A 17,969-nucleotide genomic window follows, 5' to 3' on the forward strand; every position below is an offset into this window, starting at 1 on the left:
ATCAATTTCTGGCCTGCCACTGCTCGGGCTGAGTAAACCGTAGCGCTTCCAGCAATTGACCAGTGGCATTCATAATGCGGTATTCGGCCAAAAGTTGATCATACTCGGCCTGAATATAGGAGCGCCGGGCTTCGAACAGCTCATTTTCCGTATTCAGAACGTCAAGCAAGGTTCTGCTGCCAAGAGAGAATTGCTTCTTGTAGGCGTCTACCGTGTTGTAGCTCGCTTCCACATGCTGACGCAAAAAGTCCTTCTGCCGACTAAGGGACTCATAAGCTGCCCAAGCCAAACGAATACCTTCTCCAACCTGGCGATGGGCATTCATCTGAATATCCTTCGCTTGCATCTCCAGGGCGGAAGTAGAACGGCTACGCGCTACATCGGCACCGCCGCTGAACAGGTTGTAACGCATGCGAACCATGGCGGTGAAATCGTAGTTGTGGCCACGGACGCCATCTATGTCATCATCCCAGTTTTTGTCCAGCTCCAGGCTGATCTTGGGGTAAAAGCCTGATTTTGCATCGTTGTGCTGATAACGAGCGGCTTCCACGTCAAAGGATGCCGAGACCAGGGTGGGATGATTTTCCTGCGCCTGCGTCAGGGCCTCGTCCATCGTCGATGGCATATAATTGGCGTCTGGCTGAGGCTGGCGCAAACCTTCTGGCGTCTGATTGACCAGGGAGATAAACCGGCTCTGGGCATCCCTGAGGTTATTCTCCGCTGCCGTCATATTGGAATATGCCCGGGCTACCCGACCTTGGATCTGGGTAAAGTCGGCGGAAGAACCAACCCCGGAGTCGGTACGCCGCCGAATATCAGAATAAATTTGTTCGTGTGTTTCCAGGTTACGGCGGGAAAGCTCCAGAACTTCATCTTGCCGCAATACTTCCAGGTAGACTTCGGCTACTCTCAGTGCAATATTTTCCGCATCAGACAACAAAGCGTAGCGTTGCGCATCCGCCTCAGCCTGGGTTCTGCCGACATTACTCGGGGTCTTGAATCCGTCGAACAGCATCTGTCTTAATGATAACCCCGCTTCCTTACGGGTCAGCGTCTTGTCGGCCCGGGGCCCACCATCCCGGGTTCCCGGACTATTGGTGTATTCATAACCGATACCGGCACTGGCATCCAATGTGGGCAGGTAACCGGCAAAGGCCGCATCCTGATCATATTGGCGGGATTGATAGAGATGGAACGACTCCTTGACCTTAGGATGCGTCATCAATGTCTGGGTGACCGCTTCCTCCAGGGTCTGTGCCTGTAGTGGCAGCACCAGGGATGCCCCCACCCATACTGCAATTGTTGTTTTTTTCATTGTTATTACTCCCTATGAATCAACGCTCACGCAAAGCGTCCTGTTTTGCTCTTAATATTGGTTTTAATAAATAATCCAACACGGTCTTTTTACCCGTGATAATGTCTACCCCCGCCTGCATCCCCGGAATAATCATCAAGGATGCTTGCTCGGTACCCAGATAGCTTTCCTGAGTACGGATGGTTGCCAGGAAATAAGTATTACCGTCATCATCTTGTATCGAGTCGGCACTGATTTTCTCCACTTCTCCTGCCAACCCCCCATAGATAGTAAAATCATAGGCGGTAAACTTGACCAGCGCCTCCAGCCCGGGGCGTAAAAAACCAATGTCCTTAGGGAGAATACGAGCTTCTACCAGCAAGGTGTCTTCCAAGGGAACAATCTCAACCAGGCTCACCCCAGGTTGAACCACTCCCCCTACGGTGTTGACCCGCAACGTTTTGATGGTACCTTTAACCGGTGATGTCACCAGGGTACGCCGGACCCTGTCCTGTAAGCCCACCTCCCCTTCTTGTAACTGAGCCAGCCGATTGCGGCGTTCATTCAATATACGTTGGGATTCGGAGCGAAAAGTCAGCGCGGCCTCTTTACGTTTGGAGATATTCTCCCGCAGGGAGGCATCCAGCTTGGGCAACAATAACCGGGCCGACTCCTGCTCGCCCTTCATCTGATTCAATTGACGCTCAAGACGAAGAATTTCTACTTGAGGAACTATGCCTTCCCGAGCCAGGGGGCGGCTCATGTCAACCTCGCGCGCAGCCAGGGAGACACCTCGCTGCAAGGAGCTTACCTTGGCGTTAGTTTCTACAATCTCTTGCTCCCGTTGCTCTATCTGGTTGGCGAAGATAGACAGCTGATTTTGTAGAAAAGTCAGCCTTTCATCGAACAAGGCTTGCTGAATGTCGGCTTGCCCCGGATATTGTTCGGTAAAATCATCGGCAAAAGTCAGCCTCCCCCCCTGAACCACAACCTGTTCCCGCCAGGGCAGGTTCACTTCATCTCTGATCCGAATGGCGGCGACTTCCTCTTCCAGTCGTCGAACATCCCCATGCAGTGCCGCAATTTCCTGCCCCCTTTCACGCAGATCAGACAAGAAGCGGGTATCGTCGATTAGTAACAGGGCCTGGCCTTTTTCTACCTGCTGACCTTCTCTTATATACAACTCCCTGACGATGCCGCCTTCCAGGTTCGACACCACCTGGATTTGCTGGGAAGGTATAACTGTCCCTCTTCCCGAAGTGACTTCTTCCAATTCCGCGTAACGAGCCCATACCAAGGCCACCATCACAAACAGCAACATGCACCACAGTAATATCCGGCCATTCCGGGGGGTATTCAGCAACACCGCGGCCGCGGTGTCATTGGTATAATCCAGTAACTCGGGAGGCAACGATTGCTTAGCCATTGCTCACCTCCTGTCCTGGGCGATTACCGGCCTGGAGTTGCTGCAGCACATGCTCTTTAGGTCCATCCACCACTATCTGGCCCTGCTCCAGCACAATGATTCTATCCACAACTTCCAGCATGGAGGATCTGTGGGTAATCAGCAGCAGCGTCTGCTCCGGCCTGAGCCTGGATAATTCCTGTCGAACATGCCGTTCGGAGCGTATGTCCATATTGGAGGTAGGCTCATCCATGATCAGCATGACGGGATCGTTTAACCAGGCGCGGGCTATGGCAACCGCCTGGCGCTGCCCGCCCGACAACAAACGCCCACCTTCTCCTACTTGCCTGTCCAGACCCGCCGGATCCTGATTGGTAAAACGGGACACCCCGGCCCTCTCGGCCGCTCTGATGACTCTGTGCTCATCGACCAAGGGGTTGGCAATGACAATATTGTCTCTGATAGAGCCAAAAAAGAGATTCACATCCTGGGGAACGCAGCCGATATTGCGCCTGAGCGCCGCCGGTTGTAGCTGGCCGATGTCTATGCCATCGATACGGATAGCCCCTTCCGTTGGCTTATAAAGGCCGACGATCAAGCGCTCCAGGGTTGTTTTTCCCGAGCCAATGCGGCCGATAATGGCCACCTTTTCTCCGGCCTTGATATGAAACGACAAACGTTGAATGACATTTTGCTCTGACCCCGGATATCTGAAAGAAACTTGATCAAACAGGATATCGCCCTGGAACACGGGGTGATGGATGTAACGCCGCCCTTTTTCCTGCTCATCCGGCGAGTCCATGATATTTTCCAGTACGGCCATGGCCGACTTGGCTTGGTTATAACGGGTCGACAATACCGACAACTGCACCATGGGTGCGATGGCGCGGCTGCTCAGCATCACGGCGGCAATCAGCCCCCCCATCGATAAATTCCCACCGGCAATCATATACACCCCCACGACAATCAGGCTCACCGTGGTCAGTTGCTGGGTAACGTGAGCAAGGGCAGACACCGAATTGGTGAGACGGCGAGTTTTCATCCCCCAACCGGCAATATGGCTGACCGCCTGTTCCCATCGATGCTGGAAGGCTCCCTGAGCACCAAACAATTTGATGGTTTCCAGGCCCGCGATCCCTTCCACCAGGTTGGCGTTTTTCTGGGAGGCCAGCCTGGACCCGGCTTCAATACTGCGTCTCAGTGCTCCCTGCACCAAGAGACTGCATAGGATTAACAACAGTATTGCCGAGATCGGAACCCACACCATATCGCCGGCAAATATCCAGATGACCAGTATGAACACGATGCTGAAGGGGATATCCACCAGCGTAACTATGGTGGCGGAGGTGAGGAAATCTCTCACCGATTCAAATTCTTGCAAATGCTTGGCAAAAGCGCCGGTCGAGGGTGGCCTGGCCTCCATTCGCATGCCCATCACTTTTGCGAAGATCTGGGCGGACAACAGCACATCGGATTTTTTCCCTGCTATATCGATAAAATGGCCACGCAGCATGCGCATGACAAAGTCAAACAGAAACACTATCCCGGCCCCGATAGCCAGTACCCACAGCGAGTCGAAAGAGAGGTTAGGCACTATCTTGTCGTAGACATTCATGGTGAACAGCGGGGTCACAACCGCGAACAGGTTGATCAATAAAGTGCCTATCAAGACATCCCGGTAGATAGAGCCGGACTGCCTCAAGGTACCCCAGAACCAGTGTCCCTCATGAGTACCCAACACCTTGGGAGAACGCTCATCAAAGCGAAATTTCGGCTTAACGAAGAGTACCCGGCCCGTATGGTTGTCCAGCAGTGTCTGCAGGTCTATCCATTGCTCTGCCTCATCGACGCCGGGCCGTATAATCTTGCAACGAGAAGCATCCAGCTCTCGCTCAAGCAGCACCGCCGCCCCTCCCTCCTTCAGCAGCAATATGCAGGGGAGCAACAGATCGGATATTCCCGTGACCGGTTGGGCGGCATGATGCACCGACAGCTCGGCATTTTCCGCGGCGCGGGAAAAGAGCAAAGGGGTCAGCTTGCCATCCGGCAACGGCAAGCCCGATATCAGCGCCTCCCCCTGATGGGGGTGGCCATAGAATTTGGTCAGAAACACCAAGCTTTGCAACAAGGGATCCTGAATTTCCGCATGAATGTGCTGCATTGGAATGTGTATCCTTACACGTTATGCAAAATCACCATGCCGCAGATCGGCCGCCGGCCCCTATGCTGCCCTGCACAGAATCGGACAACCCGTACTGGTGTTTAAGGTAAAAAACCAATGTTACCAGCCAGTACCTCGCCACTGCATTCCCGACCCTTTCCCTTTTGTTGCACAAAATCTGGCTTGCTGTGCTGTTTTTCAGGGAGGGGTTTCTTCTTGAAATCTAGTTGCTTATTGGAAATACACCAAACCGCCGGCAAGGGTATGGTCAACATTCAACCAGTCGTCAACCTGCGGGTAATTGCCGGACAAAAAAATACCGGCCCTGAGGCCGGTATGGGAAGAGATAAAAACAGCTAATGATTACAAAACGTTAACTGCATTCAGCTCTTTGAACGCCTGCTCCAGGCGGGCAATCATGCTGTTCTGGCCTTCACGCAGCCAGACGCGCGGATCGTAGTACTTCTTGTTGGGCTTGTCGTCGCCGTCCGGGTTGCCGATCTGGCCCTGCAGATAGCCTTCTTTCGCCTTGTAGTAATCCATCACGCCCGCCCAGGTGGCCCACTGGGTATCGGTGTCGATGTTCATCTTGATCACGCCGTAGCCAATGGATTCCTTGATCTCCTCGGCGGAAGAGCCGGAGCCGCCGTGGAACACGAAGTTCAGGGACTTGGCCGGCAGGCCGAACTTCTCGGACACGTACTTCTGGGAGTTGTCCAGGATTTGCGGGGTCAGCTTGACGTTGCCCGGCTTGTACACGCCGTGTACGTTGCCGAAGGAGGCGGCGATGGTGAACTTGTCGCTGATGGCGCTCAGCTTCTCGTAGGCATAGGCCACGTCTTCCGGCTGGGTGTAGAGCATGGAGCTGTCCATGCCGGTGTTGTCCACACCGTCTTCCTCGCCACCGGTGCAGCCCAGCTCGATCTCCAGGGTCATGCCGATCTTGCTCATGCGCTCCAGGTACTTGGCGCAGATTTCGATGTTCTCTTCCAGGCTCTCTTCGGACAGGTCGATCATGTGCGAGCTGAACAGCGGTTTGCCGGTTTCGGCAAAGTGTTTCTCACCGGCGTCCAGCAGGCCGTCGATCCAGGGCAGCAGCTTCTTGGCGGCGTGGTCGGTGTGCAGTATCACCGGCACCCCGTAGGCTTCGGCCACCGCGTGCACATGCTTGGCACCGGAGATGGCACCGAGAATGGCGGCCTGCTGGCCTTCCAGCTTCAGCCCCTTGCCGGCGAAGAAAACGGCACCGCCGTTGGAGAACTGTACCACCACCGGGGCTTTCGCCTTGGCGGCCGCTTCCAGCACGGCGTTGATGGAGTCGGTACCCACCACGTTGACCGCCGGCAGGGCGAACTCGTTGGCCTTGGCGATGGCGAAGATCTTCTGCATGTCGTCGCCGCTGACCACACCCGGTTTTACTACGTCAAAAATTTTCTGGGACATTCTCTTGCTCCTGTTGAAATTCGGGCGGCCGGTGTGAACCGGCCGCTTTAAATGGATAAGGTTAACTCAGCCTTTGGCTCTCTGCTCGAGCATGGCCACCGCCGGCAGGGTCTTGCCTTCCACGAACTCGAGGAAGGCGCCGCCGCCGGTGGAGATGTAGGAAATCTGATCCTTGATACCGAACAGGTCGATGGCCGCCAGGGTATCGCCGCCGCCGGCGATGGAGAACGCATCGCTCTCGGCGATGGCCCGGGCCACGATCTCGGTGCCACGACGGAAGTTTTCGAACTCGAATACCCCGACCGGACCGTTCCAGATGATGGTCTTGGCGTTTTTCAGGATGTCGGCCAGGCGCTGGGCGGATTCGTCTCCCAGATCCAGGATTTCTTCGTCGTCGGTCACTTCCGATGCCAGCTTGACGGTGGCCGGGGCGGTTTCGGAAAATTCGGGCGCGGTGCGCACATCGGTGGCCAACGGAATATCGCAGCTTTCCATCAGGCGTTGGGCTTCCGGGATCAGGTCCGGCTCGTACAGGGACTTGCCCACATTGTGACCGGCGGCGGCCACGAAGGTGTTGGAGATACCGCCACCCACCACCAGTTGATCGGCGATCTTGGACAGGGACTCGAGCACGGTCAGCTTGGTGGAGACCTTGGAGCCCCCGACGACCGCCACCATGGGCCGGGCCGGGTTGTCCAGCGCCTTGCCCAGGGCCTCCAGCTCGGCGGACAGCAGCGGGCCGGCACAGGCCACGGGCGCGAACTTGGCCACGCCATGGGTGGAGGCCTGGGCCCGGTGGGCGGTGCCGAAGGCATCCATCACGAAAACGTCACAGAGGGCGGCGTATTGCTTGGACAGGGTTTCGTCGTCTTTCTTCTCGCCCTTGTTGAAGCGCACGTTTTCCAGCACCACCAGCTCGCCGGCGGCCAGGTCCACCCCGTTCAGGTAATCCTTGGCCAGGCGCACCGGGGCGTCCAGTTTGGTGGCCAGGTAGTCCACCACCGGCTGCAACGAGAACTCGTCGGCATATTCGCCCTCGGTGGGCCGACCCAGGTGAGAGGTGACCATCACCTTGGCGCCTTGGGCCAATGCCGCTTCGATGGTGGGCAACGAAGCCAGGATACGGGCATCGGAGGTAACCTTGCCATCTTTTACCGGTACGTTCAGATCGGCACGGATCAGTACCCGCTTGCCGGACAGATCGAGTTCATTCATTTTGATGACAGACATAAAACGTCCTCTATTAAAGTACTAGTGTTTTTTAGAAACGGTCTCAGTGGCCGCCAGCCAGGCCAGGCTGGTATCGAGCATCCGGTTGGCAAAACCCCATTCATTATCGCACCACATCAGCATCTTGATCAGATTGGCGTCACTCACCCGGGTCTGGGTGCCGTCGATGATGGAGGAATGGGGATCATGATTGAAATCGACCGACACCAGCGGCGCCTCGGTATAGCCGAGGATGCCCCGCAGCGGGCCTTCGGCGGCCTGGCGCAGCACCTGGTTGACGGCCTCGACGGTGGCCTTGCTCTCGACGATCACGCTCAAGTCCATGGCGGTCACGTTGATGGTCGGCACCCGTACGGAAATGGCCTCAAATTTGCCAGCGAAATGGGGCAAGATGCGCTCTACTCCCTTGGCCAGTTTGGTGTCGACCGGGATGATGGACTGGCTGGCAGCCCGGGTCCGGCGCAGATCCGAATGATAGGCATCGATCACCTGTTGGTCATTCATGGCTGAGTGAATGGTAGTAATATTACCACATTTTATATTAAAAACTTTGTGCAATGTCTCAATTACGGGCACCACGCAGTTAGTGGTACAGGAAGCATTGGACACGATGGTTTCGTTACCGGTCAGTTGTAGGTGGTTTACACCATAAACGATGGTGGCATCCACATCATTGTCGGCCGGGTGGGAAAACAGCACTTTTTTCGCCCCTGCCGCCAGGTGCAGATCGGCGTCGGCCCGGCTCGACAGCACACCGGTGCACTCCAGTACCAGATCGACCCCCAGTTCGGCCCAGGGCAACCTGGCCGGATCCGGCTCGTGGCACAAGCGGATCACATCATCCTCTATTTCAAAGGCGCCCGGCAGCAGGCGCACCTCATGACCGAAACGGCCATGGCTGGAGTCGTAACGGGTCAGGTGGGCCATGGCCTCGGGATCGGCCAGTTCGTTGATGGCCACTATCTTCATATACCGGTGCAGATCACGTTCGTAAAAAGCCCGTAATACACTGCGCCCAATACGGCCGTAGCCGTTGATGGCTAGTCGAATCATTACTTGTTGTTCCTGCTGGGCTTAAAGGCGGCACCGGCATGTTCGCCTCCGGTGCGAAATACAGGCTCAAGTCTAACGGGGATTGAAAGCAAGGGGAATGGTCGGGAGGCAGTTTGCAGCAGTAGCGTCGCGCCCTCGGCGCGACCATGAGCACACTCCGTCTGGCGCTGGCCGTCTTCCGCCCCCAGGCTGGCTCACCGCCGGGTGCGGTACCGGACAACTCCGCGACGTTCGGTAAACTACACCACCTCCAGCGCCTCTTCCACCCCCTGCGCCACTCGTCCGGGCGCACCTGCCTGACGCTGCAACCAGAGCAGTAGTTGCAGCGGATAGCAATCGTCCACCGCCTCACAGCAGGGTGACGACAATACTGACGGGGATGGGGTGACACTGCTCGGCGCCGGCGTATAAGGCATCGTTTCGTCCTCGGGAATGGAGTCATCCCAGGCTAACGCCGCCAGTTGACGTTTAAATGACAATGCCCCTTGGCGGGCTCAACGCGCCACGATAACGGATTCGGCACCGGCTTCCGGCTCGGGGAGTTCCAGATCCAGCTGGCTGGCCTGGGCCTGGGCGATGGCCTCCTGCTCCAGATCCGGGAACACCTCCTCCATCGGCACATCCACGAATTCTTCGTTCCGGGGGTCGAGCTCGGTGATGACACCCGCCGTTTCGACCGGCGTGGGAATGTAATGGGCCTGATCGGCCACCGCCACCGTCTTGCTGCGCAGGCGCCAGATCCAGGCGTAACCACTCAGCAGCAAGGCCACGCCGGCACAACCGTAGTAGAGCCCCTGGGCGCCGAGCCAGGTCATCATGCTGGCGCTGAACAAGGGGCCGAGCGAGCTGCCCAGGCCGTAGCTCAGCAGCAGGGTGGTGCTGGCCGCAACAATATGCTGGGCTTCCATGCGGTCATTGGTGATGGCCACCGCCACCGGATAGATGGAGGCGACCATGCCCATATAGAGGGAGGAGAAGCCGATCAGCAACCACAGATGGTAATGGCCGGCGAACACCACCCCCAGGGCGCTCAAGGCGATGACGCCGTTTATCCAGATCATCATCTTGCCCCGATCCAGACGGTCGCAGAGGCGGCCCAGGGGCCAGGCGAACAGAATAAAGGTAAAGACCGACACCGCCATAAAATAGGACAGCTGATCCACCGGCAGCCCGACCTGGATGGCGTAAACCGGCGCCATGGAGTAGAAGCTGCTGAGCAGCACCCCGCTGCACAGGGCCGCCAGCAGTCCCACCGGGGCGTCCCGGAAGATGGCCTTGACGCTCAGGCGCTCGCTGTGCTCTATGGTGGGCGCCTCCATCCGGGTCAGCGACAGGGGCACCAGGGCCGCGGTCAGCACTATGGCGCCCAGGGTAAAGGGCACGAAGGCGGCGGGATCGGTAAAACCGATCAGCAGCTGGCCGGCGGTGGCCGCCAGGTAGGCACAAATCTGGTAGGCGAAGAACAGGGTGGCCCTGTTGTCGTTGGTGGCGACGGCGCTGAACCAGCTTTCGATCACCACGAAACTGCCGGCCACCGCCACTCCGCTCAGGGCCCGCAGCAATGCCCAGATGAGGATGCTGTCGGTCAGCGGAAAGATCAGGGTAGAGCTGGCCAGGAAGGCGCTAAACACGGCAAAGGCACGGATATGCCCCACCCTTTTGATGACCCGGGGGCCATAGAGGGAGCCCAGCACGAAGCCCACCGAATAACACACCATGATGCTGCCGATCAGGGTCGGTTCAACGCCTTTCAATCCCAGGTTGACCCCGAGCAGGGTCATCACGAAGGTATTGCCGCCCATCAGCAGGAAGACACTGAAAATCAACGAAGAAAGTGAAATGACCAGGCGTTTTATCATGGGGAGGCCCGCTGTCGACATGGCTGAACGGAATTACCCGCTAGGGTGACAGGAAAGCCGGATCGTTAACAGTGCCCCTGGCGGTTTTTATCCAACCGGCGTCACGATTATTACGCATGAGGGCATGAGAAAAAGTCATGGACAAAAAAATCCCCGGACCAGCCGGGGATTGTTGAGCGTCGGTATGCTTATCCCTGGGCTTTCAGCTTGCGACGGTAGGCGTGCAGCAGCGGCTCTGTGTAACCGCTGGGCTGGGTTGTGCCTTCGAACACCAGGGCGCAGGCGGCCTGGAAGGCGATGCCGTCGAAGCCCGGCGCCATGTTGCGGTACAGCGGATCACCGGCGTTCTGCTGGTCGACGATGGCGGCCATGCGCTGCATGGTTTCCGTCACCTGTTCCTTGCTGCAGATGCCGTGGCGCAGCCAGTTGGAGATGTGCTGGGCGGAGATGCGCAGGGTGGCGCGGTCTTCCATCAGGCCCACGTCATTGATATCCGGCACCTTGGAGCAGCCCACGCCCTGATCTATCCAGCGTACCACGTAGCCGAGGATGCCCTGGGCGTTGTTGTCCAGCTCCTGCTGGATGTCGGTCGCGCTCAGGCTGGCCGGTTCGGCGAGCAGGGGGATGGTCAGGATGTCGTCCAGCCTGGCCGGGGCGCGGCTCTTCAGCTCGTCCTGGCGCGCCTGTACATTCACCTGGTGGTAATGGGTGGCATGCAGGGTGGCGGCGGTGGGCGACGGCACCCAGGCGGTGTTGGCACCGGCCAGGGGATGCACGATTTTCTCCTTCAGCATGTCGGCCATGTTGTCGGGAATGGCCCACATACCCTTGCCGATCTGGGCCTTGCCCTGCAGGCCGGCGGCCAGGCCTACGTCCACGTTGTTGTTCTCGTACGCCTGGATCCAGGCCTGCTGCTTCATGGCCCCCTTGCGTACCACGGGGCCGGCTTCCATGCTGGTATGGATTTCGTCGCCGGTGCGATCCAGGAAGCCGGTGTTGATAAACACCACCCGCTCGCGGGCCTCGTAGATGCAGGCCTTGAGGTTGGCACTGGTACGACGCTCTTCGTCCATGATACCGACCTTGAGGGTGTTTTTGGCCAGGCCCAGCACCTGTTCGACGCGACCGAACAGCTCACAGGCGAAGGCCACTTCTTCCGGACCGTGCATCTTGGGTTTGACGATATAGACGCTGCCGGTGCGGGAGTTTTTGAACTTGCCGTTGCCCTTGAGATCGTGCAGGGCGATCAGGCAGGTCACCAGACCGTCGATAATGCCTTCGGGCACTTCGTTGCCGTCCTGATCCAGCACCGCCTCGTTGGTCATCAGGTGACCCACGTTGCGCACGAACAGCAGGCTGCGGCCATGCAGGCTGAATGTCTCGCCCTGCGGGCTGAGGTATTCCCGATCCGGGTTCAGGGTGCGGACAATATCCTTGTCGCCCTTCTGGACCTTCTCGGTCAGGGTGCCCTGCATCAGGCCCAGCCAGTTGCGATAGACGCCGACCTTGTCTTGTGCATCCACCGCGGCCACCGAGTCCTCACAGTCCATGATGGTGGACAGGGCGGATTCCAGCAGCAGATCCTTGATGCCCGCCTTGTCGTCCTTGCCCACCGGGTTGTTGCGATCGAACTGCAGCTCGATGTGCAGGCCGTTGTTGCGCAGCAACACGGCCAGGGGCTCGGCGGCATCACCGTTATAGCCGGCGAACTGCTCGGCCCGGGCCAGGGTGGTTTGCTCACCGTTTTCCAGGCGGATCCGCAACTGGCCGTCAACCACCTGGTAGGCGGTGGCGGCCGCATGGCTGCCGTTTGCCAGCGGCGCGGCCTGATCCAGCAGGTTCCGCCCCCAGGCAATCACCTTGGCGGCCCGGCGCGGATTGAAGGCCTTGCCTTTTTCGGCGCCGTCGGTTTCGGGAATGGCATCGCTGCCATAGAGGGCGTCGTACAGGCTGCCCCAACGGGCGTTGGCGGCATTCAGTGCATAACGGGCATTGTTGACCGGCACCACCAGTTGAGGTCCGGCCAGGGTAGCGAGCTCGGCATCCACGTTAGAAGTGGTGATAGTAAAGTCGTCGACCACCGGCAGCAGGTAACCGATGTCCGCCAGAAACTGCTTGTAGGCAGCAGCATCATGGGACTGGCCGGCACGGGCCCGGTGCCAGTCGTCGATCTGGCGTTGCAGCAGTTCCCGTTTTTCCAGCAAGGCGCGATTCCTGGGCGCCAGATCCTTGACGATCTGCTCCATACCGGCCCAGAAGGCGGCAGGCTCGATGCCAGTACCGGGGATGATTTCATTGACTACCAGATCATGAAGAACGGTAGCGACTTGTAAAGTGCCGAGGTGAATACGTTCCGTCATAGTTGCTTCTTCTATTGTAGTTGTCAGTAGTTATGTATAGACCGATTATTGACCCTGATTGCTCGGGCGTCCCAGTTTACCCTGTGAAGGGACAAAGTGGCAAAGCAGAATTGCAATATTTGGTCACACAATCTTTACAAATTGTGCATAAACAGTCGCTAAATTTGTGATATAGCTAGCAATTCAATGGTATATCCCCTCGATCTTATGCAAAAGTGCCAGAATGAGAAAACGCTGAACACCATGAGTCCCATTACCTACAATTCAAGACGAGCGCCCCGTGTCGGCACGGGCGACCGGCGCTCTGCCCCCATCCACCAGCATCTGGATACCTTATGGAAAAACCGGCCGTTTCGCCTATCCGAACGCCCCTGTCCCCCAGCCTGGAGACTCGTTCCGGCAAGCATCACTTTCCCCCTTCCTTCTGGAACATGCCCGCCCGGCTGCTGTTTTTCTATTTCGTTATCGCCTTCACCTGGATACTGGGTTCGGACATCCTGGCCAACAGGCTGATCGCCCACTACGGCCCCGGCCTGGACTGGCTGCATACCGCCAAGGGTATCGGCTTCGTGCTGGTCACCGGCCTGGCCCTGTTCGGCCTGACCCGCTACCTGATCAATCAGGCCTGGCGAGCCCATGTGCATTTGCATGACTCCGAACTGGCTTTCAGAAGCGCCTTTATCGACAATCCCACCGCCATGTGGGTGTATGAAGCCGATGCCGGCAGGATGCTGGAGGCCAACCAGGCGGCCTGTCTGCAGTATGGCTATACACTGCACGAATTTCTGAAGCTGACGCCACACCGCCTGAGCGGCGGCCTGGCATTACGCTTTCAAAACGGCCTCCAGCATCACCGGCATCGCCAGGGCAAGCTGATGATCATGGAGCTGACCGTCTATGCCATGCGCTACCAGGAGACCCTGGCCCAGCTGGTGCTGGCCCGGGACATGACCGACAAGATCCAGGCCGAGCGGGCCCTGGCCCAGAGCGAAGCCCGCTTTACCGAGCTGGTCAGCAAGGTCCCGGAGGCCTTCTGGGTATTCGACCTGGAGCTGGGCTCCCACCAATACATCAGCCCGGCCTTTGTACGCATGCTGGAAATCAACCTGCGCCAGCTCAAGCAGGACGCCAGCCTGCCCTTCAGCCGTATCCACCCGGAAGATCTGGACAACGTTGAGCAGACCCTGGCCGAACACCCTGAGGCGGCCATCGAGCTGGAATACCGCTGGTTTACCAAAGAAGGCAGCCAGCTCTGGCTGCTGCACCGTACCTACCCGGTGTTCGAGCAGGGAAAACTGGTCCGGGTGATCGGGGTGCTCAGCGATATCAGCCACGAAAAGGAACAGCAGCAACGACTCTATGAGCTGGCCAATTTCGACCGCCTCACCGGCCTGGCCAATCGCATCAACTGCCACAGTTACCTGGCCTCGGCCTGTACCGGGGCCTCCCCCTTTTCCCTGCTGCTGCTGGGGCTGGACCGGTTCAAGCAGATCAATGACAACCTGGGCCACGACACCGGCGATGCATTGCTGAAACAGGTGGCACAACGGCTGGAAGGCGTGCGCGACGGGCAAGGGCTGCTGGCCCGGTTGTCGGGCGATGAGTTTGCCCTGATCGTCCATCACCAGGAGCAGGGCGCCAACGTCCGGGACTGGGCCGACCGGCTCAGCCGCAACCTGGCCCAGCCCTTCGAACTCGGCCACCATCCCCTGTTCATCACCGCCAGCCTCGGCATCGCCCGCTTTCCCGAAGACGGCCGGGATCCGGACACCTTGTTGCGGCACCTGGATCATGCCCTGGCCCAGGCCAAGCGTCAGGGGCGCAACAGCATCTGCTTTTACCAGCATCCCGCCAAAACCACCTTGCCCATCGGCAAGGTCAGCCTGGAAAACGCCCTGCGGCTGGCCTGGGAGAACAAGGAATTCGAGCTCTGGTACCAGCCCAAGATGAACATCGCCAGCGGCCGGCTGGCGGGGTTCGAAGCGTTGTTGCGCTGGCATCTGCACGGCACCGGCCCGGTGTCGCCAGCGGTGTTTATCCCCATACTGGAGGACACCGGCATGATCATTCCGGTGGGCTATTGGCTGATCGAGCAGGCCTGTACCGATCTGCGGCAATTGGCCGACCTCGGCATCGACATGCCGGTGGCAGTCAATATCGCCGCCCGTCAGCTGACCCAGGACGATTTCGCCGAGCAGGTGCTGGCCCGGCTGCGCCAGCACCGCCTGCCGCCCCAGCGGCTGGCCCTGGAGCTGACCGAAAGCTCGCTGATGCAGGAGCCGACCCGCGCCGCCGGCATACTGCGCCGGTTGCGCCAGGCGCAGCTGTCCATCGCCATCGACGACTTCGGCACCGGCTACTCGAGCCTGAGCTACCTCAAGCGCTTTCCGGTGGATACCCTCAAGATCGACCGCAGCTTTATCACCGAGATGGAGCAGGACGCGGACGATCGCAGCATAGTGGACGCCATCATCCGCATGGCCCACGGCCTGTCGATGACGGTGGTGGCGGAAGGAGTGGAAACCGCCGAGCAGGCCGCCCTGCTGCGCCAGCTCAACTGCGACCAAATCCAGGGTTACTGGTACGCCAGACCCATGCCCCTGGCGCAGCTGGCCGCCTGGCTGGCGGAGCAGCAATAACGAGAAGCCCGCACTGGGCGGGCTTCGGTTGGCGGCGTGGCGCTTACTTCATGGTCGGCATGGAGAACTCGGCGCCCTGCTGCGGCTCGGAGGGCCAGCGGCTGGTCACCGTCTTCATCCGGGTATAGAAGCGCACGCCATCGGGGCCGTGCACATTGAGCGGGCCGAAGACGGAGCGCTTCCAGCCGCCGAAGGAGTGGAACGCCATCGGCACCGGGATGGGCACGTTGACGCCCACCATGCCCGCCAGCACGTCATGGCTGAACTGGCGGCCGGCGTGGCCGTCGCGGGTGAAGATGGCGGTGCCGTTGCCGTATTCGTGGCTGTTCACCAGCGCCAGGGCCGAGGCGTAATCGGGTACCCGCACCACCGCCAGCACCGGGCCGAAGATTTCCTCCCGGTAGATGGTCATCTCCGGGGTCACCCGATCGAACAGGGTGCCACCGACGAAATAGCCGGCTTCATGACCCGGCACCCGGAGGCCGCGGCCATCCACCACCAGCTCGGCGCCTTCGGCTTCGCCCTGGTCGATATAACCCACCACCTTGTCGCGATGCACCGCCGACACCAGCGGACCCATGTCGTTTTCCTGGCCCTCGACCACGCCGGGGCCGACGCGCAGGGCTTCCACCTGGGGCTTGAGCCGGGCGACCAGTTGGTCGGCCACCTCATCGCCCACCGCCACCGCCACGGAAATCGCCATGCAGCGCTCGCCGGCGGCGCCGAAGGCCGCGCCCATCAGGGCGTTGGCGGCCAGATCCAGATCGGCATCGGGCATGATCACCGCGTGGTTCTTGGCGCCGCCCAGGGCCTGGCAGCGTTTGCCATGGCTGCTGGCGATACTGTAGATGTATTCGGCGATAGGGGTGGAGCCGACGAAGCTCACCGCCTGGATGCGGTGGTCGGTCAGCAGCACGTCCACCGCTTCCTTGTCGCCGTGCACCACGTTGAACACACCGTCGGGCAGGCCCGCTTGCTTCAGCAGCTCGGCCAGGCGCACGCTGGTGGAAGGATCCTTCTCGGAGGGCTTCATCACGAAGGTGTTGCCGCAGGCGATGGCCACCGGGAACATCCACATGGGCACCATGGCCGGGAAGTTGAAGGGGGAAATGCCGGCGCAAACCCCGAGCGGCTGCATCAGCGAGTTGCTGTCCACCCCGGTGCCCACGTTGAGCGAATGCTCGCCCTTGAGCAGGTGGGGGATGCCACAGGCGAATTCCACCACTTCCAGGCCGCGGGTCAGCTCGCCCACCGCATCGGAATAGACCTTGCCATGCTCGTTGGAGATGAGGCGCGCCAGCTCGTCCATGTTCTCCTCGAGCAGCGCCTTGAACCTGAACAGGATGCGGGCGCGGCGCAGCGGGCTGGTGCCGGCCCAGCGCGGGAAGGCTTTCTGGGCGGCGGCAATGGCGCCGCGCACTTCGTCCGCCGAGCTCAGCACCACTTCGCGGCTCTGCTCGCCGGTGGCCGGGTTGTAAACGGGCGCGGTACGGCCGCTGTGGCTTTCGGTGATCTCACCGCCGATAAAGTTCAGTACTTGTTCCATGCTGGGTTTCTCCGTTACAGCAAGCCGGCGTTCCTGGCGAACGCATGTAAGTTGTTATGGCCCAGGGTGGCGTAGGTCAGGGGGTGGGCCACGGACGGATCCTGTTCGGCCTCCACCACCAGCCAGCCCTGGTAGTCGTTGTCTTTCAGCACCTTGAATACCGCCGGGTAGTCGACACAGCCGTCGCCGGGCACGGTGAAGGCACCGTCCAGCACGGCGTTGAGGAAGCTGGAGTTGCGGTTGCGCGCTTCCTTCAGGATGTTGGCGCGGATGTCCTTGCAGTGCACGTGGTTGATGCGCCTGGCCCAACGCTTGGCCACCTCGACCGGATCGCCGCCGGCGTAGGTCATGTGGCCGGTGTCGAGCAACAGCCCGAGCTCGGGGCCGGTGTGCTGCATCAACGCATCCACCTCGGCTTCGGTTTCGATCACGGTGCCCATATGGTGGTGGTAGGCCAGCTGCACCCCCTGGGACAGGGTGTAGCGGGCGAACTCGGTGAGCCTGGCGCCATACTCCTCCCAGCGCTCGGCGGGGAAAGGCGGACGCTCGCTCACCGGCTTGCCCTGGTCGCCATGCACGCAGCCGGTGACTTCGCAGAACACCATCACCTTGCAGCCCATGGCCTTGAGCAGTTGGAGGTGGCTCTGCACCGCTTCGATTTCCTCTTCCACCGAGCGCTCCAGCAGGTAGCCGGAATACCAGCCGGAGACCAGTTCCAGCTCGTGGCGCTGCAGTATGGGCTTGAGCAGCTCGGGATCCCGGGGGAATTTGTGGCCCAGCTCGAAGCCGGCGAAGCCGGCCTGCTTGCCTTCGGTCAGGCAGGTGGCGAGCGGGGTGTCGCCGCCCAGGCTCGGCAGATCGTCGTTGGTCCAGGTCAGGGGGTTGATGCCCAGTTTTACGCTCATGGTGTTCTCCAAAATTCGGTTCTCCCTGAAGCCCGATGTTTGACTGCTCCAGGTAACGGATAAAACTTGTGCCC

Annotated in this window: 12 protein-coding genes; 1 reads left to right on the forward strand and 11 read right to left on the reverse strand. The window is 59.5% G+C overall.

Annotated elements, in window-relative coordinates; all coding sequences use genetic code 11:
• Position 1 precedes the first annotated feature (1 nt).
• The 9 genes from JKV55_RS12520 to JKV55_RS12560 all read right to left on the reverse strand — a co-directional run bounded on the left by JKV55_RS12520 (position 2) and on the right by JKV55_RS12560 (position 12,805).
• On the reverse strand, positions 2–1,315 hold the full coding sequence (locus tag JKV55_RS12520; RefSeq protein WP_202085909.1) for a TolC family outer membrane protein: 1,314 nt from the start codon (positions 1,313–1,315) through the stop codon (positions 2–4).
• Between the two features lie 19 nt (positions 1,316–1,334).
• Entirely contained in the window at positions 1,335–2,720 is a 1,386-nt protein-coding gene (locus JKV55_RS12525; protein ID WP_202085911.1) for an HlyD family type I secretion periplasmic adaptor subunit, read from the reverse strand.
• Positions 2,713–4,851: a type I secretion system permease/ATPase gene (locus JKV55_RS12530; RefSeq protein ID WP_439654912.1), complete on the reverse strand. Its 2,139-nt coding sequence runs from the start codon at positions 4,849–4,851 to the stop codon at positions 2,713–2,715. The genes JKV55_RS12525 and JKV55_RS12530 overlap by 8 nt, the downstream gene beginning before the upstream one ends.
• 372 nt (positions 4,852–5,223) lie before the next feature.
• Positions 5,224–6,303, reverse strand: a complete 1,080-nt coding sequence (fbaA, locus tag JKV55_RS12535; protein WP_202085915.1) for a class II fructose-bisphosphate aldolase — start codon at positions 6,301–6,303, stop codon at positions 5,224–5,226.
• Between the two features lie 66 nt (positions 6,304–6,369).
• A complete protein-coding gene (pgk, locus tag JKV55_RS12540) occupies positions 6,370–7,533 on the reverse strand; it encodes a phosphoglycerate kinase (RefSeq protein ID WP_202085917.1) in 1,164 nt (387 codons plus the stop codon).
• Positions 7,534–7,554: 21 nt separating this feature from the next.
• Positions 7,555–8,586: an erythrose-4-phosphate dehydrogenase gene (gene epd / locus JKV55_RS12545; protein WP_202085919.1), complete on the reverse strand. Its 1,032-nt coding sequence runs from the start codon at positions 8,584–8,586 to the stop codon at positions 7,555–7,557.
• Between the two features lie 239 nt (positions 8,587–8,825).
• Entirely contained in the window at positions 8,826–9,002 is a 177-nt protein-coding gene (locus tag JKV55_RS12550) for a hypothetical protein (protein ID WP_202085921.1), read from the reverse strand.
• A 78-nt stretch (positions 9,003–9,080) separates the two neighbouring features.
• A complete protein-coding gene (locus JKV55_RS12555) occupies positions 9,081–10,445 on the reverse strand; it encodes an MFS transporter (protein ID WP_202085922.1) in 1,365 nt (454 codons plus the stop codon).
• A gap of 188 nt (positions 10,446–10,633) precedes the next feature.
• Positions 10,634–12,805, reverse strand: coding sequence for a malate synthase G (locus JKV55_RS12560; RefSeq protein ID WP_202085924.1), 2,172 nt, complete (start codon positions 12,803–12,805; stop codon positions 10,634–10,636).
• Between the two features lie 335 nt (positions 12,806–13,140).
• On the opposite strand from JKV55_RS12560, the gene JKV55_RS12565 reads away from it, so the two are divergent.
• On the forward strand, positions 13,141–15,444 hold the full coding sequence (locus tag JKV55_RS12565; RefSeq protein ID WP_202085926.1) for a putative bifunctional diguanylate cyclase/phosphodiesterase: 2,304 nt from the start codon (positions 13,141–13,143) through the stop codon (positions 15,442–15,444).
• 43 nt (positions 15,445–15,487) lie between these two features.
• Here JKV55_RS12565 and JKV55_RS12570 read toward each other — a convergent pair whose 3' ends face one another.
• A complete protein-coding gene (locus JKV55_RS12570) occupies positions 15,488–16,990 on the reverse strand; it encodes a CoA-acylating methylmalonate-semialdehyde dehydrogenase (protein ID WP_202085928.1) in 1,503 nt (500 codons plus the stop codon).
• 14 nt (positions 16,991–17,004) lie between these two features.
• On the reverse strand, positions 17,005–17,895 hold the full coding sequence (gene iolE / locus JKV55_RS12575; RefSeq protein ID WP_202085930.1) for a myo-inosose-2 dehydratase: 891 nt from the start codon (positions 17,893–17,895) through the stop codon (positions 17,005–17,007).
• Between the last annotated feature and the right edge of the window lie 74 nt (positions 17,896–17,969).

Source organism: Zobellella iuensis (genome assembly GCF_016746085.1).
Taxonomy (GTDB): domain Bacteria; phylum Pseudomonadota; class Gammaproteobacteria; order Enterobacterales; family Aeromonadaceae; genus Oceanimonas; species Oceanimonas iuensis.